The sequence below is a fragment of the Emticicia sp. W12TSBA100-4 genome, from assembly GCF_040253585.1.
Classification (GTDB): domain Bacteria; phylum Bacteroidota; class Bacteroidia; order Cytophagales; family Spirosomataceae; genus Emticicia.
The window spans coordinates 218,671-238,979 of the sequence record NZ_JBELAU010000012.1 but is presented as its reverse complement, the minus strand read 5'-3'; the positions used below and the strand labels follow the sequence as shown (position 1 = coordinate 238,979).

Sequence of the window (20,309 nt, the reverse complement as noted above, 5' to 3'; positions counted from 1 at the left end):
ATGCCATTTGTATTTAGTAATTGTAATAAAACAAAAAGAGCACTCTCTTTCGAGAATGCTCTTTTATATTTCGTAGCTTAAATAGATTAAGCGATGATTTCTGTTACTTGACCAGCACCTACAGTACGTCCACCTTCACGAATCGCAAAACGAAGACCTTTATCCATAGCAATTGCACTGATTAATTTAACTTCAATAGTGATGTTATCACCTGGCATTACCATCTCTACTCCTGCTGGTAACGAGATTTCTCCTGTTACGTCAGTTGTACGGAAGTAGAATTGAGGACGGTATTTGTTAAAGAATGGAGTGTGACGTCCACCTTCTTCTTTGCTCAATACGTAAACCTCAGCTTTGAAGTGGTTGTGAGGTTTTACTGAACCTGGCTTACAAATAACCATACCACGTTTGATTGATTCTTTCTCAATACCACGTAATAATAAACCTACGTTATCACCAGCTTCTCCACGGTCAAGGATTTTACGGAACATCTCAACACCAGTTACAACTGATTTTAAGTTTTCAGCACCCATACCTAAGATTTCAACTGGCTCAGAAGAGTTGATTACACCTGTTTCGATACGACCAGTAGCAACTGTTCCACGACCTGTGATTGAGAATACGTCTTCAACTGGCATCAAGAATGGTTTGTCAGTTGCACGTGGAGGAAGTGGAATAAATGTATCCACAGCTTCCATTAACTCATCTATTTTCGCAACCCAAGTAGGCTCTCCGTTCAAGCCACCAAGAGCTGAACCTTGAATTACAGGGATATTATCGCCATCATATTTGTAGAATGACAATAATTCACGGATTTCCATTTCTACTAACTCTAATAACTCAGGGTCATCAACCATATCCACTTTGTTCATGAATACAACTAATTGAGGTACACCTACTTGGCGAGCCAAAAGGATGTGCTCACGAGTTTGTGGCATCGGACCGTCAGTTGCAGCAACTACAAGAATAGCACCGTCCATTTGAGCAGCACCAGTTACCATGTTTTTAACGTAGTCAGCGTGACCAGGACAGTCAACGTGTGCATAGTGACGGTTGGCTGTTGCATATTCTACGTGAGCTGTATTGATAGTAATACCACGCTCTTTTTCTTCAGGAGCATTATCGATTGAAGAGAAATCTCTTTTCTCTGCCAAACCTTTTTCTGCAAGTACTTTCGTGATGGCAGCCGTCAAAGTAGTTTTACCGTGGTCAACGTGACCGATGGTACCGATATTTACGTGAGGCTTACTACGGTCAAAATTCTCTTTTGCCATGATTGATAAAGTCTATTATTATTGTTCTTATATACTTAATTTAAACTAATGCTAATTGTAATTCTGAAACTTGAGTTACCCTTTGTTTCACTTATCGTAAGAAGTTCCTTATAAATAAGAAAGAAAAGAGCCTTTGAGCAGGATTGAACTGCCGACCTCTTCCTTACCAAGGAAGTGCTCTACCACTGAGCTACAAAGGCTTTTCAGTGAGCAGCTACAAGTAAAGCAGTAATCAATCAAACGATTAATAACTGCTAACTGTTTACTTACTAAGAGTTTAAGATCAGAATCAAATTAGCTACGACCGAATCGACACTATCGATTATGCTGACTACTTAACACTTTGAGCGAAAGACGGGGCTCGAACCCGCCACCTGAAGCTTGGAAGGCTACCGCTCTACCAAATGAGCTACTTTCGCTTATATCACACTAAATTAAAGAGTGGGGGCGGATGGATTCGAACCACCGTAAGCGTAAGCTAGCAGATTTACAGTCTGCCCCATTTGGCCACTCTGGTACACCCCCTTGTTATTTCTTTACCCTTTTCGTTGACTTTCTTGATTACTTTGTCGCTGAATTGGAGTGCAAAATTATATCCTTTTTTTATTTTGTCAAATAGTTAGGCACTTTTTTTTTCATTTTTTTTAAATATTTTTTTGAGCTTCTATTCATCCAACCAAAGCCTAATGGTACAACTTTCTGATCTTCAGAGCTTTAACTCAAAAACTTTATTACTTTTTTACGGTTTTTCTATCTAAAAACTTATCAAACGATAGCGAAAAAAAATACCAATTTTACTACTAATGGCATAGGCTTTGCAAAAATACCCTAATAAATGGTTTTTAAGTGCTATAAAACCTTTTGCTCTCCTTATAAAATTTTATCCTGCTGGATTATTAGAACCGTACAAACAAGAATCAAACTTATGGAACACGCTCCATTGTATGAAAAATACAAGTATAGACACTTGTATTTCATTGTGGATTGTTGGTTGCTTTCGATTTTAAATACTTTTGCCCAACTTTCGGGAACAGTATTCAAAGATTTCAATAATGATGGTTTTCAAACACCGCCTCACGAACTCGATATCCAAAATATTACTGTAAGCGTATATAGATAAACATTCTCGATAGTTACAAAGTAAACAGACATAAGTGGCAATTATAGCTTCTCAGCTCAGGAAGCACCAGCTGGCTCTATTGTAATCTGTCGGTGGCTTGTGAAGTAGCATTTATTGAAATAGGCAATAGTGTTTGGATTGATATGAGTAAAAACTAATGAAAATGGTGTTGGAGGAGTAACTATTACACTTCACGACATAGAAAATGGCGGAGTACAGGTAGGAAGTACGGTTACTTCGGCCACTGGTGAGTATATTTTGGATAATACAAATGTTTCTGATACTATCAAATATGAGCATAAATACCAGATTCGAGTTGATATGTCGCAGGGTAGTTTAAAAATTAAGAATGAGGAAATGTAAGTATTCCCGACGAGCCAGAAACTGCTGAAAAAATGCGAAATTCAGATACTAAGTGAGTTCCGGAAATCCTACCACCTTTAGGCAATAAAGCTATACAAACAGCGAGTCCAGAAGGCTATGCAATCATTGATTTTCAGACAGGAGCAACCACTCTCTCAAATCACAGTTTAGATATTGGTCTTACGGGCTGTATGCCTCCGACGGGTGTTATAGCATCAAGTAATTCACCTGTTGCTGAAAGCTCAAGTATCAATTTTACAGCGTCAAGTACGGCAGGAACTGCCTACAATTGGATTGGTCCAAATGGCTTTACATCAGATTTGCAAAATCCAGACATTAATGAAGCTACTTACTTACAAACAGGAATATATTACGCTTGTGTTAGTCACTCCGTCATGTCCGATTACTTGTATTCCAATTAGTGTTAGAAAACGACGATAAAAAAATGGTGCTATCTGTTAAAGTCAGGTAGCACCATTTCAGCAAATTTTATTTTCCAAAACATTCTATAATCTAAGGCCAATACTCCATGCCTGTAAGCCTTTAGCATTGATTTGGTCTGATTTGAACAAATCATTCATATCGTATCTTACAAAGAAAGTAGCACCTTTCTTTTTACCTAATTCTGCGGTAACACCGTATCTAAAATCTTCTAAACCGTAGCTTCCTTTTAGTTTCTCCTTCTTTCCACCTTCATATTTTAACTTGCTATAACCACCAATTCGATAGCCTACATATCCACCCAAACCAATTCTAAATTTAGCTTCTTCAAAACCAAAATTAAGCATCATAGGAAGGTTCAACATCGGTACAACCAATTTACTTTTCGATAAATTTTGTCCAAAATCTTTGAAAACAACTTGTTTACCTGACATTTCGACAACATTATTTTCTTCAAACATAAAATTATTCCAAGCTACTTCGGGGCCGTAAGTAAGGGCTAAATCTACTTGTTTGCCATTGATTAAGGTAACATTTCTTTGTAACGAAAGTGCCACATATCTCGAACCCCACGTATCCAGCTCCGAACCAGTCGTTGAGCCTTTCGCCCAGTTGTTTAGGCCTACATACAAGCCAAAATCACTGCGTGAAAAGAATCTTCCTGAACCCGATTTTTTCTTCTTTACTTCACGTTTATCATCATCAGAATCATCGTCCTGGTCTTCTTCCTTATAAACTCTATTTTCACGACTCCAATGGTCTTCTTTATCATTGCGAAGTGTGTCACGAGCAATCATTTCTTTTGGAGCTCTCAAAACGATTTTAATATCTCGCCCATCACGAGCAACCACCAAGATAGTATCTTGCTTTGAGCCGTCAGTTCCAGCCAGAATGATTGCTTTTTTTCTTTCCAAAGAATCAACCCCTACGCTTTTCAAAACATTTTCGAGGTCGAGTGTTTTTGGCAAATCGAAATCTCGCTTGCTTGAAGTATAGACTGTTACTCGTTTTTTTACACCTTTGTCGGTAAACTCAACGATAGTTGTATCTGATTTAAAATTGGCTCTTACTGATAATGTACTGATTATCAATAATAAGGCTAAGTGCAGTTTTTTCATTGTTGTAATCTATTTTTCGTCCAATTATTTATAAATAGTCATCTACTCTTTGTTTATTCTTTGCGTTGTAATCTGCTTACTTTTCGTTGTACGAAATCACGCACATCGGTGATGTCTTCTTTGATCAAGCTATCATCCACACGAGCCAAAACATCCTTTACACCGAGCTTCTTCAAATCTACTTTTTCACCGTATTTGAAATTTTTATATTCTCCGTAAAGTTTTGCGATGAACGACTTTTCTTTTTCTTCTTTCTCTTCGCCCAAACGTTTTGCATCAGCCAAAGAAACATTAGAATCTTGATTGATAGACGGAATCACCTCTGCTTCAGGAGCAGCTGGCTCAAGCACAACCACCACCGACTCACCAATATCAGTTTTAAAGATACCTTGCGATGCTGATTCAGCTGGTTTGGTAGTTCCGACTACTGGATTTTCAAAAATTGGCGTTGTATTGGTAGCAACGCTTATTTCTTCTTCGGGCGAATCATCAACGATTTTATTTGGTGTTGGTGTTGTAGGGTTTAGGTTTGCAATGGTATTTTCGGGCGTGCTTGTCACAACTGACAAAGTTTCTTTTTTAGCAGTTGGCAAGTTTTGCTTGCGGGTATTTTTTATTGATTGTGTATTATTTTCACGCGATGCAATCTCCTGGTTATTAATTACTTCTGGATTTGTCTCAACAGTATTTTTCTTTTGAGATGGAGCATCGTGAGATGGAGCATCCACACTTGCAATCGTTGGATTGATAGCAGTCTCATTTTGCGTCAAAAATCCAACCGAAAGAGCAATCGCAATACCTGCCGCAGCGGCATAATACGTCCAATTACGATTACCCAAGAAAAAGCCTACCTTCGGTTTTTGCTGTTTTTCTTGTAAACGTGCCTGAAACTTCTCAAAAGCTTTTTGAGAAGGCTCTTGTCGATGTTCTGCCAATTTTTTAGCAAAAAGGTCGTCAATCGGATGTTTTTTCATTTTTATTATGATGTTCATTTTTCTTCAAATTTAATACTTGCTTATCGGTTACAGGTTATTAGTTTTATTGCCAATAAAAAGTAGCCAATCAACGAGTAACCAAATTATCCAAAAGCTTTACTTTCTAATTTAACTAACTTCGCCTGCAACATTGCTCTTGCTCGGCTTAACTGTGACTTTGATGTACCTTCCGAAATTCCGAGCATTTCACCAATTTCGATGTGGTTATAGCCTTCAATGGCATAAAGATTAAAAACGGTTCGATAGCCAACGGGCAATTCCTCAATGAGTTTCATCAAATCAGATGCTTCGAGGTCGGTGCTAAACGATGATTCGTTGGGCTCTTCGATAGCATATTCGAGGTCAACGACAATCATTTTTTTGCTTCTGACATACATCAAGGCTTCGTTTACCATGATTTTGCGAATCCAGCCTTCAAAACTCCCTTGGAATGTAAACTGGTCGATTTTATCAAAAACTCGCATAAAACCATCAATCATCACATCTTCCGCTTCCATTTTATCACCCACGTAGCGAATGCAGACCGCCAGCATTTTCGACGAAAACTTCTCATAAAGTTTGGTCTGTGCTTTGGGGTCTTGTCGCTGTACGGCCTTTGCGAGGTCGTATTCGTTCGAGAAAAGTGATAAAAGTTTAGCCATAAAATCTTGTGTTCAATAGCAAGATGCAAAAAAAGGCGAAGAGGGTTGCATGAAAATTAAGAATTAAGAATTGAGAATTAGAAATTAGACTATAAAGCACTAATTATCAATTACTTAGAAATACCCGATTCTTTGAGAATTTTATTTTTATCTTAAGAATATATTTTTTTTCAAAAAATCTTTGGGAGTTTGGCACGAGTCTTGTACTTTTGCAATCCGAATTCGAGGCGACAAGCGAGCAATCGTAAGTCAAAAATCGTAATTCGTATATAGAAAAGGTCCTGTGGCCGAGTGGCTAGGCAGAGCTCTGCAAAAGCTTCTACAGCGGTTCGAATCCGCTCGGGACCTCAGAATGCAAACGCAATCACTTGTTAATCAGGTGGTTGCGTTTTTTGTTTCGATTTATTGTCGATTAAAGTAGGGTCTTTGCTGGGGTCTTTTACTATTTTTTACACTTCTCGAATTATGTGGAAAAGTTTTTTGATTATTTTTGAAAAATTATCAAAACTTGTAAAATTATGGAAACAATTAAGCTACCACATTCGCCAATTCATTATTTTTATTTACTTCTTACTGGATATTATCATCAAAATAAATTCAAATACATTGAGGGTATTCTTGCTGGTTATCATTTTTATCCAAAAGATACATCAACCATTTACACTGCTAATTACATTCAGCAGATTACAAGTACATACAAATCCTTTAGACGATATACTGAGTTTCTTTCCTTTCTAACAAAGATTGTAGGCTACTTTATTATACCACTCCGAAAACACCGCTTATACCAAATTTTTGAACTAAATAACTATAAAAACCCTAATACGTTCCAAAGTACATACAGATTTGAAGAACATTTGTTTACTGATGACAAGCTACAAAGAAAAATAGGTTCATACTTGCACAAAGGAATCACCTTCACTGAACTTGAGGTTAATAATCTTTTAAACACTTTGGAGATTCCTGATAACTTTACACTCAGACAATATATTTTGACTCTTGCAATTTTAGAATCAAAAATTATGACAACTAATTCAAAAGTTGCTTATCTATCGCTTTCGAAAGGAACAGGAACAAGTGTTGATGCTTGTAAAAAAGCGTTAAAAGAAGTCATGAATTTGGAATTAAAAAAAACAGCGTTCACCACCCAAGAACGAGAAGGGTGGATTAATGATTTTAGAGTTATTTTAAGGTCTTTGGGTGTTGGTGTAAAAAAAGATATTAAATCGTTTCTTCAAAACATCTCTGAACCTAATCGTTCAACTATTTGGTTTGGTATTATAGAAGATTAAAATAAAAAATGCTCATATACCTCGATAACAACGCCACTACAAAAATAGCCCCTGAAGTATTGAGGGCTATGATGCCCTATTTGACCGATAATTTTGCTAATGCTGCCAGTACGCACGCTTTTGGTTTAGGTGCAAGCGATGCGGTAAAGAAGGCACGCCAACAAGTGGCTGATTTGATAGCTTGCGAAACCAACGAAATTATTTTTACATCAGGTGCAACCGAAGCCATTAATTTAGCAATAAAGGGCGTTGCAGAAAACTATCAAATCAAAGGCAAGCACATCATTACGGCATCTACGGAACACTCTGCTGTATTAGATGTTTGTAAGTTTTTAGCTACTAAAGGCTTTGAGATTACTTTTTTACCAGTACAGTCTGATGGTTTGATAGATTTGGATGTATTGAAAGCAGCTTTGCGTACTGATACAATTTTGGTTTCAGTAATGGCTGTAAATAACGAAACGGGCGTAATACAACCCATCAAAGAAATAGCTGCATTGGCTCATGGAGTTGGGGCTTTGTTCATGACTGATGCCACACAAGCTGTTGGAAAGATGCCAATTAATGTGGATGATTTAGGCATTGATTTGCTAACTTTCTCAGGGCATAAAATTCATGCCCCCAAAGGCGTAGGGGCTTTATTTGTACGCCAACGCCGACTTCGAAGGGTAAAACTACAAACGCTTATACATGGTGGTGGACACGAAAGTGGTTTTAGAAGTGGAACACTCAATGTAGCTGGTATTGTGGCTTTGGGCGAAGCTTGCGAACTGGCAAATAAAATCATGATAGCAACCGCTAAGTATGTGGAACAACTACGAGATGCCTTAGAAACTGAACTACTCAAAATTGAAGGCACACATATCAACGGAAATACCAAAAACCGACTTTACAACGTTACGAATATTCGTTTTGATGGCTGCGATGCTGATGCCATGATGATGGGGCTGGAAAACATTGCTGTATCAAACGGTAGTGCTTGTACAGCTACCTCCGTTGACCCTTCTCATGTATTATTGGCTATGGGATTAAATGAATTAGAGGCTTTTTCGTCTATTCGGTTTAGTTTGAGTAAGTTTAATACAACAGATGAACTGCCCCAAGTGATTGAGGCAGTAAAGCAAGTCGTTAAGAATTTAAGGGTTTGGAATTAGTAGGGTAGTTTACCCTACATTTATGGAGAAAAAACTACCTTGGCATTTTTCTAAAATGACGTCACAATACTCAGCTCTGCTATTTTTCATTAAAAATTAATTTTTCAAAATCATTTTTAAGTTGTGATGCCCCTTTACTTGTGTAAGGATAAGGTCTATCTCCTCCTACATTCACTAATTTAATGCTCTTTGCCTTTACTAAGAAAGATTTAAAAAAATCAACAGAAATATTTTTTTCTTTTACACATTGAGGAAAAATTCTGATTAGCACCTCAATAAGGGCAGTAAATCCAATGGTTCTTTGTAAGGCATTATCTGGGGTTACGTCAAAATCCCAATAGCTATTACCATTTTCATCAATAAAGGTTTCTCTTACAGCAATGAAATAATTTAAAATAGTTTTATAAATATTGTTGTCTTTATTTTGTGCGTACCAATCTCTAAAAATAGTTCTTTCATTGCCACCACTTTGCAACATATCTCTCTCTAAAAGTCGTTCTTGGTCTGCTTTATTTAAAGATGGTGAAATAAGTTTAAGTAGTTGTCTAATAAAAATACCTTGTGAAATTGGAGAATTGAAATTTTTTTCTTTCTGAGCAAGCAATCTGATTCTTTTGTAAAATGGACCAATAGTTCCTCTTTCAGTTAGCTTTAATCCATTTAATTTTAGTACAATAGCTAATGCCGTTTTTTGAGGAGAGTCTTTAGTTGTTAGCCCAAATAAATCATATACTAAATCCTGAGGCACTTTGACGGGAGTGCGATTAATGATGGAAAATAACATAGCCTGAAATTCAATTTCAGCATCAATAAAAAATGACACAACAAATTCAAAATTTTCAAGTTCGCTTAACTTCTCTTTGTTATTATCTAATCTTCTTAACTCTTCTATAGCGACTTGAATACCCCTAAATCTATGTTGACCGTCAAATATTTGAAGATAAATAGGAGATTCTACAGAATTTAAATCAATTTTGCTTTTATCAATCTTCAACTCAAAAACGTGTTCATTAGGATACGAGAATTCAAGATTCTTTATCTCCTCAGCAAGTAAAATTGAAGGAACAGAAATTAATATATTATTAGGAAAACAAGCATCTTCATCATTAATTAAATATTCTTTAATGCTATTAACTCGTGTAGCATTTGGCTTCCTTTGTACATAATTCTCATTATTATAGAGAGGATTACCATCGTCGTTAAATCCTGTGATTGCACGACTGGTGACTGAAACTAAACCAACAAGGTCTTTTGCTTTGATTTTACCAAGAAAAAACTCAACTGAATTTTGTTTAACTTCTTGGCATGGAATAATTATTATATTATGATTGATATCCATCATTGTTATCATCAAGTTGTTTTTTTGTTACATCAATTGTTGTAGCAAAGTCTAAAAGAAATTTATTTTGAAGCAAAAACATTTTCCGTCCACCTGATACTGAATAAATGAGTATAACTGTAGAGATTACTATTGAAAGAGTATAATATTGAGGCAAAAAATAGTTTATGAAATTAGATTGAAATATATACAAAATAGTAGAAATGAACAGTAAAATAATAGTTACCACAGTTACTTTCAATTTCATATTTTCATATATTTCTCTATATTCAGGGTCATTTTCTGGAACATTTTCAATTAAATAGAAAAAATTGGTAGCAAGAATTCCAAATGACAGAATAGGTATTGACCCATTATTGAGGAAACAGAGGAAATTATCAGAATGGAGAATACGTTCAATTATACTTGCAATAATAAAAGGAAATAAATTTAAAACCACAACAATAAAAAACCATTTCTGTGATTGACTACTATTGTTTTGTTGCAAACTATAAATTAAGTTTTTCTGTTTTTCTGAAGGAACAAAAATCCAATTCCAAATCCAAAAATACATATACATTCAATGATTTATTGTGAATATTTAGATAACTAATAACAGCTACAAACTCTTCCAAAATTGCCCAACTTCAAACAATTCGCCTTTCTTAAATTCTTTCAAGTTTGTTATGGCTTGCCCTTTTTGGATTTGCTCCATACTTCGGGCTAAAATGGTGTTTTCTTTTTCGCCAAAACCTAAAAATTTCGACATCATTTTTAAGTTGGTTTTGTCTTTTATGTCCATCAAAAATGCGGTTTCGCACATACTCGAAAAATCAAAACTTTGTTGGTTAAATTCTTCAATTCCTTGCGAAAGTAGGATAACACTTACGCCCTTCGAGCGTATTTCACGCAATATCTTTTCTAACAAATCTTGACTTTTCTTATCTTTAAATATTACGTGGGCTTCATCTATCAATAGTACATATCTAATACCCTGAATTTTATCATTCACTGGGGCATTTTCCATGTTCATAAAATTATTGTAGATATAATTGATTATCAGAAACACCGATGTAAAACGTACTGCATTAGGCAAATCGCCCGACAAACTCAAATAGTAGTTTTGGTTAAACATACTTTTTTTACTATCAATAGCAGTTTCAAAAAGGTCTAATTCGCTAAGGCTTTCCAATATCTCACGCAATGTGCTGGCTTTTGTGCCTTCCATTTCAATCACTCGTTCGTAAATATCTTTGAATGATGGATATTTACCTCCTTTTAAGCCTTGAAAAACATCTTTGATGGCATCTCTTAGCGTTTGCTGTTGGTTTTTGCCAATGCCCGAATAGTGCGTAATAATATCAACCAGTTTGTTGATACCCATTATTTTGTTTTTCTCGTTTACATTGTCAATAAACGACATAGGGTTGAGCGGAAACGGTACTTGCGGAGCATCAATAAAAGTAGTTTTTGTTTTATCGAAAAAAGGCATGAGGTCGTTTACGTCTTCTTTCTTTAAGCCCTTAAAATCAAGATAAATAAAATTAACTGCCCCTTCTGAAACTGTTACAAATTGTCGTAAAATCTCAAGTGCAAACTGGGTTTTTCCTGTTCCCGAATTGCCCGCCACGGCAATATGGGCATTATTGTGAAGGGTGGTATCATTGATGGTTGTATAAATCGGTGATTCTGTTTTGAGGTCTTTACCTACGAGCATTTTTAATGCACCACCAAAATAACCTTTATCATTGATTTTTAAATGGCGGATTCGCTCATCGAACAAAATAGGCTCATTGGTTGTAACTGATTGTTCGAGAGAATCTATGCCACGCTCAATATGTTCTAACAAAAAATCTGTTAGGTTGTAGTTTGAACTTTCGGCAAAGAGTTTATCTAACAACCTTAAACCATCATCAATATGTAGTTTGAAATATTTGGGAATATCAGAATCAGTTTTAAAAATGTTGTAAAACTGACAGATTAGAGCAATATAATAAGAACGATAACGACCCACAACCGTTATTTCTTTGTAAGGATTTCCTTTTGTGTCTTCGGGTTTTGCTGGGTTTAATCTTCGCCCTCTTGTGAGTGAATACGAAAAAGCGATTCGCATCAAAATATTTTTTGATGGTAGATTAAAACGTTGTGATAGTCGTCCTAAAATTTCTTCTGTTTCTTCTGAGGTCGAAATATTAATCTGCATTATAAAGCTTGTTGTAGGTACTAAAAAAGTCATTTGAAGTCGTTTCCAAGAATGTTGATTTATCAGCATCCACGTTTGTTATCAGAAAAGCCTTTGCAACTTTTGATTCTAACATTTTGTATTCTCGCTGAGTCAATTCTTTGTTCACTAATGGAAACAAAATCACTTGGTCTGAAATGGTTGGATAAAAATATTTGACAATATTTTCGGCGTGTTCTTCGTCAAATTTTTGCATAGGCGAATCGATAAAAACAGGAAATTCTATTTCAGACTCTGCCACTAAACCATGAAGTAAAGCGGTAGCGTACATTTGTTGCTCTCCTTTAGAAAGACTTTCTTTTCTGATAATACCAGTTTTCTTATTAATTAAATTAATATCAATTATACCATCAGTAATATCAACCTGAACTTGGTCTATAAAGCCTTTTTTATGTAATAAAGTCTGTAATCCACTTAAAATTTGTTTCTCTAAAGACTTCTTCTTTCGCTCCTTAAATTGGGTAATAAACTTTTTAAGTTTGCTGATTCTGATAGTAAGGTATTCATCTTTTTCCCTGTTTATCTCAGATGCTTTTAGCTTACTTGTGATTTCACTGATTTGACGTTTTTTATTCTCAATTTCCTGCTTAGATTTTCCTATACCCAAAAACAGATTTTCTATTTCTTTTTCTAACGAAATAATCTCTTTTTCGATAGCATCTTTTCTTTCACGGTCTGCTTTGACAATGGCATCTTCCGCTTTTGCTTCAGCATCAGTAATTTTTCTTCTTACTTGATAAAGTTCATTTTTGAGCTGATTATTCTGGTAAGTAATGTTCTTAAATGCCTCTTTGAATGAAAATTTTATTTTCTGTACAAAAGCACCCAATTCTGCTCGTTCAGCATCAGAAAACGCATGAATTGGCTGAAAGTCAGACGGCAGCTCAGGAATATTTGAATAAAAGTGCTTTTTAATTAACCTTTCAATAGTGTCAAAATAGAAATCCTGAACATCTCTTTTTATTACCCCATCAAATTTTTTTTGCTCAGAAATTAAGTCAGTAATTATGTTATCAGAAACAGCTTTTATTTTTTCTTGGTCAAACGCATTCTTTTTATAGTTTTCTTCATCATTTACTTGTTCTACAACCTCCGAAAGTTTACCGCCAGCAATAACGAAAGGTATTACCTCCATATATTCTTGCATATCATTAGCCAAGGCTTTTAACTTTGAATCAAGCTCTCTATCTTTCTCACGCAAGGTTTCTAAATCTTCGAGAGTCATAGAACTCCCAATACGTATTAGTTTCTCCTGTAATTTGCTTGCTTCGCCACGCAATTCATCTTTTTTATCTCGATATTCATTAATTTGATTTTCTTCATTATGAATTTTTAATTCAAGATTTTTGACTTCTGCGTCTAATAAATTTAACTTTTCTCGTTCTTCTATTTTAGCATTATTAGCTCGCAATCGTTTTTGAATATCTTCAAACTCATCTTTCAACTCTTCATACTTCTTGATTCCTAAGATTTCAGAGTATGCCCTACTTAAATTTCTTCTTTGCTCGATTGAATTAACTTCGGCAAGAGTAACTATTTTCTCCGCATCAAAGAAGAAAAACTTGGCAATTTCAATAGGTAGTAAGTAATCTCTAATAAAGATTTCACCACTGGCTACCTTATCATCAGAAAGTTCTCTTACGGTCTCATTTTCAAAACCGTCAATCAAAATTTCTAAATCTTCGCCTGTTATTAGATTGTAGGTTCTCTTGATGGTAATCTCATTACAAGTAAGGGCAGGAAGTATTGCATCCGTAATAGTAATTTTAACTGAAAATTGCTTTACTCCATCAGTGGCAGCTCTTCTATTCAAACTATTAGAAATGTACTTTGGATACCCCCACTGGTCTGCAATTTCTTTACGATACAAATCGTCAACATCTTGCATTTGTCTGCCATACAAACACCAAACTAATGACATTAAAAAAGTTGTCTTTCCAAAGCCATTTTTACCACTAATTATATAAATATTTTTCCCTTCAACCACTGAAAGGTCTATTTTATTATAATCCTTGTAAATTCTAAAATTTTCTAATTCTATTGATTTTATAACCATGATTTAAATAAAAATGGATTGTTTTTTATCCGAATAGTCGGAATTGTAATATTCACTTTCAGTCTTCGGTGCAGTGGCAAAGTTTATTCCCTTTTCATATAGTTCTGTCAGATATATAACCGCCTTGTTAAAGGTAGAAAACGAACCTAAAAATTTCATTTCAGCCGTTTTTTTATATGACATAACATACGTATCAAATTTACCAGATACAATTTTATGAAATGATTCATTAGGGTCGCAAATACAAAAACGCTCTTCGGTCTCTTCCAAAGAGGATATATCGTAGTTGTTAGCTACTTTTTCGTTTAATATTGTTTCTAATGGTTCTATAAAACCCATGTAGAATCCTGCATCCACTTCTCGAAAAACTAATTTACTTTCCATTTTACTTCTTTTTATTAAGTTGCTCTTCCACCAAATTTTCAATATCACTTGAAAGCCCTCTTTTTTTGACCATCAAAGTTTTGGTTTTGAGAACATTAAGCGACTTTTGGATAAATTCAAACTCATCTTCATCCGTAAAAACCTCCCTCAAAAGTTCTTCTTCTTGTCTAAATTTTTCTTCATGCTTACTCATATCTATGTGTGCGTTAAAGATTGAATTATAGATGTCTGCTACTTTATATTTCAAGATACCATCTCGGTACCAAATCACCTGAATAGCGATAAGTTCTTGATGTGTAATTAATTGCATATTTTCGCCTTGCATTTCTTGAATTTCTTTTTGAGCTTCCAAAACCATTCTCAAAATTTTGGCTCGATATTCGGGTGTATATGCCCCCCAAGAATCATCTTCTTTGTCTTCCTCACTCTTGGCTAACTTGAATCTACGGTGTCGTCTAAAAATCTCACGATTTTCACGAATATTTCGCCCTTCAACCAATTCATCACGTAAATCTAAGAGTGGATACATCCATTCTTCGCCGTTCATTATCAAGCCCTCCATTGATTTATCTCGCTTCACAACCGTACACACCCAGCAACCAAAACGACTGTTCCCACAGCTTGGTGTACTTTCATCAATTACTAAAGGGCAATCGCCCGAATTGGCATTTTTATAAAGAGTTACCAATTCTTTGTTTGTTCCTCCCCACGGTGGTGGTACTTGTTGCAAATATTGCCAAACCTCCATCGTTTCAATATCTTTGATGGGGGCATATACATACGCACTGGGCAAAAGGTGTTTGCGTAATCTCTGACCTCTTACGGCATGTTTTTTAATAGATTTAGCACGATTAGCACTCTCTGCTGACCGTGTTCCTAAAAGGATTATTACCTCTCCTTTTTCATCAATTTTGCTTTTGATAAATTGCGTTGTTGGGTTAATCTTCAAGCGTTCGGTACACCATCTAAAAGAGTTATTAGGAGCTGGGTAGCCTCTCCCAATTAAATTCACCCAAAAGGTTTCTTCTAAACGAGGGGTTGTTTGTCGAACAATAAAAGGCATTGACTGTTCGGCTGCTGCCTTCGTTATATTTACAAGGGTCCGGTTTATAAAATCAACAATATGTGGGTTTTCAACCATTGTGTCATTACAAATGATATAAACCTCACGAGTTCTGATTTCGGCAGGTACTTTTTTTAAGGCATTCCAAACCAACTGCAATAACATTGTAGAATCCTTTCCCCCACTAAAACCAATAATCCATGGACGTGGGTTTTCGTCGTATAGATACTGGTCTATTATCTCATCTTCTAAAAATTGTAAGTCAAAAAGCATCGCTTTGTTTTTAAAACACCAACCGAATATTGCGGTTGATTTTGGGTTTAGGTTCTTTTATGTTTTCTAATTTCTTAATTTCTTCTTTCAAAAATTTTATGTGTTGGCTTTTCATAAAATCTAAGAAGTACTCTATATTTTCCTCCTTTCGGGTGGCAATAAGGCTTTCAATATAGTCTTGTCGGTCTTCTTCAAAAACTATGGTGAGCGGCACTTCGTGATAGGATTGAATATAATTCATCAGAAGGCGGCTGGTTCGCCCATTACCATCTACGAAAGGATGTATCGTAACTAATTGATAATGTGCAACAAAAGCCAGTTCATTAATTTCTTCTATGGTGCGTACTGTATTGATTTTTTTATTCAAATCTTCACAAAGATTTTTTAGATAAACAGGTACTTTATCATAATTCATATAGCTCTCGCCCGAAATGCCTGCACGTACATTCAAAAGTCTTAAATCTCCTTTTGAAGCATCAAAATTACCCAATGGCGTATGATGAATTGTCCCTGTGCTGTGCATCACATGTGCGTTGATACTTTGCACAAGGGCAGTATTAAAGTTCTTTTTTTCTTTGGCAGCTTCAAGAACAAAACGTAGGGCTTCATAATGGTCTTTTACCATTAAATGATGCTCTAAAGGTTTGCCTTTTGCTGTTAATCCTTTTTCAAGAAAAATCTCGGTTTCGAGGGCTGTTAGTGTGCTGCCTTCAATGGCGGTAGAGTGGTGCGAAATCAAATACAGATTAAGCCGCTCCAAATCCAAGTAGTTTTTAGAGAGGTTTTTATATTGATTTGTTAGTATTTCTAATTCGCTTGTCAATGTTTCTATTTTTTGATTGCCATTTCGTCTAATTCCTTATCCGTATATTTTTCGGTAAATTTTAAATATCGGTAATAACTGGCATGAGTTAATCCTAAACTTTGATATATCTCTTTGGGAGTCTTGGAGTAATCTTTTGCCAAAATACGAATCATCTTAATTTTTGATATTATTTCGGGTTTTAAGCCTTTCGGGCGACCGCCCAATCGTCCTCTTGCTCGGGCAGCACCTAAGCCTGCATAGGTTCTTTCTTGAATCAACTCTCGTTCATATTCAGCCAAAGATGCCATGATATTTAAGAACAAACGCCCATTAGCCGTTGAAGTATCTACACCATCGGTTAGTCCTTTTATAACTACTCCTTGCTGGTTTAGCTGTAAAACTATTTCGACAATGTTTTTAATGCTTCTGCCCAAACGGTCAAGTTTCCAAACAACAATCGTATCGCCTTCTCGTAGTTGGTCAAATAGCTTTGTCAGTTCGGGTCTTTCTTTGGTTGTTCCTGAGATTTTTTCTTGATAAATTTTAGCACAACCTGCTTTTTGAAGAGCATCTATCTGTAAAGACATATTTTGGTCGCTGGTGCTAACCCTTGCATATCCAATTTTCATAAAAAGTATCAAAAACTTTAAGGATTGTAAATTTATGCAACTTTGTTTTTTAATACAAGTTTTTTAGATTGTGTTTTCGGCTGATTCTCGTTAATTGTCACTTTTAGCGATATTTTGCTTGAAAATTTTAGAATTATTTTGCCTATAAAAAGTCACCAATAACTAAGCAATTTCTTGCAGCTTCAACTAATTCTTTATTGATACTTTGAAGATTATTTATTTTCATGATTCTTTCTATTTGGTCGAATATTCTATAAATAAGCCTAAAGTTTCCATGAGTTATCTTAATAATCTCATTCATTGCTTCAACATCTAAATATACATTTGCTTTAAATTGATGTCCAAGTTTTTTCCATTTTTGTTCAAATAAAAACATCATTTCATCCTTTGTAATAGACTTGAACTCATGAAGAAAACCAATACGAGAGTAAAGTTGTGCATATCTTGATAACCTTTTTTCTATTCCAGGCATCCCCATCAAAATTAACCCAAACTGATATTCATCAAATAAAGCCCGAAGTTCTTCTAAGGCATTATAATTCAACCTATCTGCTTCATCTACAATTAATAATGGACATTGTTTAGGAGCTTCCATTACTAACACCCTCAAATCTCTTTCATCTTTAATACGTAGAGCGGCATTACCATAATTTAACGTTTTACTATAAACAATATGTTTGATTATTTTAGGGGTGTTACAAACAGGGACAGTCATAAAGACTCCGTTGCATTTATGAAAATTATTTTTGACCTTTTGTGGAAGTGGCACATTAAAATCAATATTGTATTCATAATAGTCAAATACTTCAGGGTGTGTAAATTCATGGGCAGAAAAAGTTTTACCAACCCCAGGATTGCCATAACAAATACCAATATATTTATACTCCATACAACTTTGAGCAAATTCTACGAACCTTTTATATTCTTTAGTTTGAATAAATGGTTTGGTTGAGTAAATATCATTCATTACTATATATTTTTAGGCTTGATAGCTTTTTTGATGACTTTGATGTTTTTTTTTCATGAATAGTTGCAGGAGTCTGGTTGGTTAAATGTCTTAGTAGCATCTTGGCATCTTTAATTTTATCATCTAATTGCTTTTTAAATGTTTTACGAGCCGAAAGTAGCTCTCTCATACTTACAGTCAAATCAGCAATATCTTGACAAATAGCTTTGCATAAAAAGTTGCCATCGGAGAAGTACACTTTAATTTCGGCTAAATCTCTTGGGTCATATTTAATGATTACATATTCTCCAACAAAAGCTACTAATGTTAAGGAAATATACCGTAAGCCTAAAAAACGAATACCATCTCTCTGGATTTTTCTAATTTTATCTACGTGTAACATTAGGTTATCTAAATCTTCTAAAGATGATGGCATTTGGGGAAGGAAAGAATCATTTCCTTGCCATAGTTGACAGGGTGATAGCTTTCCTTTTTTAGATTGATTATTATAGTCTATAATAATAAACTCATCTAACTTACTTTCAAATTGGCTAAGTGTCAATGTTGGAGTTGAGCTTGGTTTATCATGTTTAGAATACCCAGGCATAGTTTCTAATAACCTTTTATTTAGGGTTTCAAAAAATCTTTCAACTTTCCCCCTTCCTCTTGGATTACCAGGTAAAGAATGAATTAATTCAATTTTTAGTTTTAAGCATACTTGAAGAATATGGTCTGAAGTAAAGTCAGAACCGTTATCAGTATATAATTTATTTGGAATACCACAGATTTTCCATTGCGGATGCTTTTTTGACCAAATAGCTTGCCGAAGAGCCAAAGCCGTGTTGGTCGCATTAGGAGAAGCTTCTGATAAAAAGTACCCACAAATTGCCCTACTAAAATCATCTAATACAGTAGTTAACCAAGGTCTAACAATCACACCTTTGGGGTTAATGACCCATATATCCAAAAGCGTGTGGTCTGATTGCCATAAATCATTAGGTAAACCACATTCATTCCGATGTAGCAATTCAAATTGTTGTTTGTAAGCTTTACTTCCTTTTTGCGAAAGAGTTAATAATGCAGGTGAAATTGTTTTGCTATATTGATAAACCCAATTATATGAAGGAGTCGGCAATGATTCTCTTTTACATATTTGAGCTACCTTAAGATAAACATTTTTAATACTTAGAGGCGGTTTTTGCAGAAGGAAGGCTTCTACATAGCTTTCAACAATTTTAGGGATTTTTCTTTGTTTACCTGAGTCATTACGTTTTTTTCTATTCAGTCCATCAACCCCATTTGTATTGAAAATCGTTTGCCAGTGACGAAGAGTTCTTGTTGGAATCTTATGCAGTTTTGAAACCGAAACAATTGTTGCCCGTTTATTAAAAATAGGCTCAATGATTCTGTATTTTTCGAGTGAAGTAAGTTTTGCCATTTGATTTAATGATTTAACATATACTCTCTATAAATTACACCAGTAAAAACGTTCATATATACCACTTGAATAATTAGATGAAAATTCCTAATATTACAAAATGTTTTAATCCAGTATAATTCAAATTAATATCTATTTATCGAATAATCAAAATTATGCCAAGAAATGTCGCTTATTTAAGGGTTTCTACCATCGACCAAGACCTCGAAAAAAACAAATCACAATTACTACACCTTGCCAATGATAAAAATTTAGGTAAAGTTGAATTCGTAGAAGAAAAGGCTTCGGGCAGAATTCATTGGAGACAAAGAAAAATCGGAGATATTGTTGAACAACTCATTTCGGGTGACACAATTCTATTAAGTGAGTTTTCTCGACTGGGCAGAAGTATGCTTGAGTGCATGGAAATAATTTCGATAGCTACTCAGAAAGGAATTAAGATTTATACTGTAAAAGGTAATTGGCAATTAGATGATACGATTCAAAGTAAGGTAATGGCGATGGTGTTTTCGATGGTGGCTGAAATTGAAAGAGATTTGATTTCGAAAAGAACAAAAGAAGCTCTGCAAACAAAAAAAGCCAATGGGGTAAAACTCGGAAGACCTGTTGGAGCTGGGAAAAGTAAATTGGATAAATATAAAGTTGAGATTGAAGCTCTTCTCAGTAATGGTTCAACTAAAAAATTCATTGCTAAAAGATATAACTCGTCTGAGTCTAATCTTTTTAACTGGTTGCAGAAAAACCAACTAAAATAAGT

General features: G+C 35.0%; 19 protein-coding genes and 4 tRNA genes. 6 read left to right on the top strand and 17 right to left on the bottom strand.

Annotation, left to right across the window (positions count from 1 at the left end; all coding sequences use genetic code 11):
- Positions 1–86: 86 nt before the first annotated feature.
- From tuf to ABR854_RS19140, 4 genes are all read right to left on the bottom strand, one after another.
- Positions 87–1,274 carry an elongation factor Tu gene (gene tuf, locus ABR854_RS19155; RefSeq protein WP_350267453.1) on the bottom strand — a complete coding sequence of 396 codons (1,188 nt, stop codon included), beginning with the start codon at positions 1,272–1,274 and terminating at the stop codon, positions 87–89.
- Between the two features lie 128 nt (positions 1,275–1,402).
- A tRNA-Thr gene (locus ABR854_RS19150) sits at positions 1,403–1,474 on the bottom strand.
- 146 nt (positions 1,475–1,620) lie between these two features.
- A tRNA-Gly gene (locus ABR854_RS19145) sits at positions 1,621–1,693 on the bottom strand.
- A 23-nt stretch (positions 1,694–1,716) separates the two neighbouring features.
- Positions 1,717–1,799, bottom strand: a tRNA-Tyr gene (locus ABR854_RS19140).
- 400 nt (positions 1,800–2,199) lie between these two features.
- Between ABR854_RS19140 and ABR854_RS19135 the strand changes: the two genes are divergently transcribed.
- Positions 2,200–2,394: a hypothetical protein gene (locus ABR854_RS19135; RefSeq protein ID WP_350267452.1), complete on the top strand. Its 195-nt coding sequence runs from the start codon at positions 2,200–2,202 to the stop codon at positions 2,392–2,394.
- Positions 2,395–2,948: 554 nt separating this feature from the next.
- Entirely contained in the window at positions 2,949–3,179 is a 231-nt protein-coding gene (locus ABR854_RS19130) for an immunoglobulin domain-containing protein (protein WP_350267450.1), read from the top strand.
- Positions 3,180–3,263: 84 nt separating this feature from the next.
- Here the strand turns inward: ABR854_RS19130 and ABR854_RS19125 are convergent, their stop codons facing one another.
- From ABR854_RS19125 to ABR854_RS19115, 3 genes are all read right to left on the bottom strand, one after another.
- Positions 3,264–4,316 (bottom strand): hypothetical protein, encoded by a 1,053-nt coding sequence (locus ABR854_RS19125; RefSeq protein WP_350267449.1) that lies wholly within the window; start codon positions 4,314–4,316, stop codon positions 3,264–3,266.
- Positions 4,317–4,369: 53 nt separating this feature from the next.
- Positions 4,370–5,308, bottom strand: coding sequence for a hypothetical protein (locus ABR854_RS19120; RefSeq protein ID WP_350267448.1), 939 nt, complete (start codon positions 5,306–5,308; stop codon positions 4,370–4,372).
- 86 nt (positions 5,309–5,394) lie between these two features.
- Positions 5,395–5,952, bottom strand: coding sequence for an RNA polymerase sigma factor (locus ABR854_RS19115; protein ID WP_350267447.1), 558 nt, complete (start codon positions 5,950–5,952; stop codon positions 5,395–5,397).
- A gap of 277 nt (positions 5,953–6,229) precedes the next feature.
- On the opposite strand from ABR854_RS19115, the gene ABR854_RS19110 reads away from it, so the two are divergent.
- From ABR854_RS19110 to ABR854_RS19100, 3 genes are all read left to right on the top strand, one after another.
- Positions 6,230–6,300, top strand: a tRNA-Cys gene (locus tag ABR854_RS19110).
- Between the two features lie 170 nt (positions 6,301–6,470).
- Positions 6,471–7,244, top strand: a complete 774-nt coding sequence (locus tag ABR854_RS19105) for a hypothetical protein (RefSeq protein ID WP_350267446.1) — start codon at positions 6,471–6,473, stop codon at positions 7,242–7,244.
- Positions 7,245–7,252: 8 nt separating this feature from the next.
- Positions 7,253–8,398, top strand: a complete 1,146-nt coding sequence (locus ABR854_RS19100; RefSeq protein ID WP_350267445.1) for a cysteine desulfurase family protein — start codon at positions 7,253–7,255, stop codon at positions 8,396–8,398.
- A 79-nt stretch (positions 8,399–8,477) separates the two neighbouring features.
- On the opposite strand, the gene ABR854_RS19095 is transcribed toward ABR854_RS19100, so the two are convergent.
- The 10 genes from ABR854_RS19095 to ABR854_RS19050 form a co-directional block, all read right to left on the bottom strand.
- On the bottom strand, positions 8,478–9,740 hold the full coding sequence (locus ABR854_RS19095) for a DGQHR domain-containing protein (RefSeq protein ID WP_350267444.1): 1,263 nt from the start codon (positions 9,738–9,740) through the stop codon (positions 8,478–8,480).
- Complete coding sequence (locus ABR854_RS19090) at positions 9,721–10,290, bottom strand: hypothetical protein (RefSeq protein ID WP_350267443.1); 570 nt, start codon at positions 10,288–10,290, stop codon at positions 9,721–9,723. The genes ABR854_RS19095 and ABR854_RS19090 overlap by 20 nt, the downstream gene beginning before the upstream one ends.
- Before the next feature lie 45 nt (positions 10,291–10,335).
- Positions 10,336–11,919, bottom strand: coding sequence for a DndE family protein (locus tag ABR854_RS19085; protein WP_350267442.1), 1,584 nt, complete (start codon positions 11,917–11,919; stop codon positions 10,336–10,338).
- Positions 11,909–14,014, bottom strand: a complete 2,106-nt coding sequence (gene dndD / locus ABR854_RS19080) for a DNA sulfur modification protein DndD (protein WP_350267441.1) — start codon at positions 14,012–14,014, stop codon at positions 11,909–11,911. The genes ABR854_RS19085 and dndD overlap by 11 nt, the downstream gene beginning before the upstream one ends.
- Positions 14,015–14,017: 3 nt before the next feature.
- Entirely contained in the window at positions 14,018–14,398 is a 381-nt protein-coding gene (locus ABR854_RS19075) for a hypothetical protein (protein WP_350267440.1), read from the bottom strand.
- 1 nt (position 14,399) lies between these two features.
- Positions 14,400–15,734, bottom strand: coding sequence for a DNA phosphorothioation system sulfurtransferase DndC (gene dndC / locus ABR854_RS19070; RefSeq protein ID WP_350267439.1), 1,335 nt, complete (start codon positions 15,732–15,734; stop codon positions 14,400–14,402).
- Positions 15,735–15,744: 10 nt separating this feature from the next.
- A complete protein-coding gene (locus ABR854_RS19065) occupies positions 15,745–16,557 on the bottom strand; it encodes a Fic family protein (protein ID WP_350267438.1) in 813 nt (270 codons plus the stop codon).
- Positions 16,558–16,562: 5 nt separating this feature from the next.
- Positions 16,563–17,168 carry a recombinase family protein gene (locus tag ABR854_RS19060; RefSeq protein WP_350267437.1) on the bottom strand — a complete coding sequence of 202 codons (606 nt, stop codon included), beginning with the start codon at positions 17,166–17,168 and terminating at the stop codon, positions 16,563–16,565.
- Positions 17,169–17,310: 142 nt separating this feature from the next.
- Positions 17,311–18,135: an AAA family ATPase gene (locus ABR854_RS19055; protein ID WP_350267436.1), complete on the bottom strand. Its 825-nt coding sequence runs from the start codon at positions 18,133–18,135 to the stop codon at positions 17,311–17,313.
- Positions 18,128–19,552, bottom strand: coding sequence for a TnsB C-terminal domain-containing protein (locus tag ABR854_RS19050; protein WP_350267435.1), 1,425 nt, complete (start codon positions 19,550–19,552; stop codon positions 18,128–18,130). Before ABR854_RS19050 ends, ABR854_RS19055 begins: the two co-directional genes overlap by 8 nt.
- A gap of 155 nt (positions 19,553–19,707) precedes the next feature.
- Between ABR854_RS19050 and ABR854_RS19045 the strand changes: the two genes are divergently transcribed.
- Positions 19,708–20,307, top strand: coding sequence for a recombinase family protein (locus ABR854_RS19045; RefSeq protein WP_350267434.1), 600 nt, complete (start codon positions 19,708–19,710; stop codon positions 20,305–20,307).
- Positions 20,308–20,309: the final 2 nt, after the last annotated feature.

Bases quoted from the DNA above. Each gene is read 5' to 3' on its own strand.
- tuf (WP_350267453.1), bottom strand. From the start codon at position 1,274: ATGGCAAAAGAGAATTTTGACCGTAGTAAGCCTCACGTAAATATCGGT.
- ABR854_RS19135 (WP_350267452.1), top strand. From the start codon at position 2,200: ATGGAACACGCTCCATTGTATGAAAAATACAAGTATAGACACTTGTAT.
- ABR854_RS19130 (WP_350267450.1), top strand. From the start codon at position 2,949: ATGCCTCCGACGGGTGTTATAGCATCAAGTAATTCACCTGTTGCTGAA.
- ABR854_RS19125 (WP_350267449.1), bottom strand. From the start codon at position 4,316: ATGAAAAAACTGCACTTAGCCTTATTATTGATAATCAGTACATTATCA.
- ABR854_RS19120 (WP_350267448.1), bottom strand. From the start codon at position 5,308: ATGAACATCATAATAAAAATGAAAAAACATCCGATTGACGACCTTTTT.
- ABR854_RS19115 (WP_350267447.1), bottom strand. From the start codon at position 5,952: ATGGCTAAACTTTTATCACTTTTCTCGAACGAATACGACCTCGCAAAG.
- ABR854_RS19105 (WP_350267446.1), top strand. From the start codon at position 6,471: ATGGAAACAATTAAGCTACCACATTCGCCAATTCATTATTTTTATTTA.
- ABR854_RS19100 (WP_350267445.1), top strand. From the start codon at position 7,253: ATGCTCATATACCTCGATAACAACGCCACTACAAAAATAGCCCCTGAA.
- ABR854_RS19095 (WP_350267444.1), bottom strand. From the start codon at position 9,740: ATGATGGATATCAATCATAATATAATAATTATTCCATGCCAAGAAGTT.
- ABR854_RS19090 (WP_350267443.1), bottom strand. From the start codon at position 10,290: ATGTATTTTTGGATTTGGAATTGGATTTTTGTTCCTTCAGAAAAACAG.
- ABR854_RS19085 (WP_350267442.1), bottom strand. From the start codon at position 11,919: ATGCAGATTAATATTTCGACCTCAGAAGAAACAGAAGAAATTTTAGGA.
- dndD (WP_350267441.1), bottom strand. From the start codon at position 14,014: ATGGTTATAAAATCAATAGAATTAGAAAATTTTAGAATTTACAAGGAT.
- ABR854_RS19075 (WP_350267440.1), bottom strand. From the start codon at position 14,398: ATGGAAAGTAAATTAGTTTTTCGAGAAGTGGATGCAGGATTCTACATG.
- dndC (WP_350267439.1), bottom strand. From the start codon at position 15,734: ATGCTTTTTGACTTACAATTTTTAGAAGATGAGATAATAGACCAGTAT.
- ABR854_RS19060 (WP_350267437.1), bottom strand. From the start codon at position 17,168: ATGAAAATTGGATATGCAAGGGTTAGCACCAGCGACCAAAATATGTCT.
- ABR854_RS19055 (WP_350267436.1), bottom strand. From the start codon at position 18,135: ATGAATGATATTTACTCAACCAAACCATTTATTCAAACTAAAGAATAT.
- ABR854_RS19050 (WP_350267435.1), bottom strand. From the start codon at position 19,552: ATGGCAAAACTTACTTCACTCGAAAAATACAGAATCATTGAGCCTATT.
- ABR854_RS19045 (WP_350267434.1), top strand. From the start codon at position 19,708: ATGCCAAGAAATGTCGCTTATTTAAGGGTTTCTACCATCGACCAAGAC.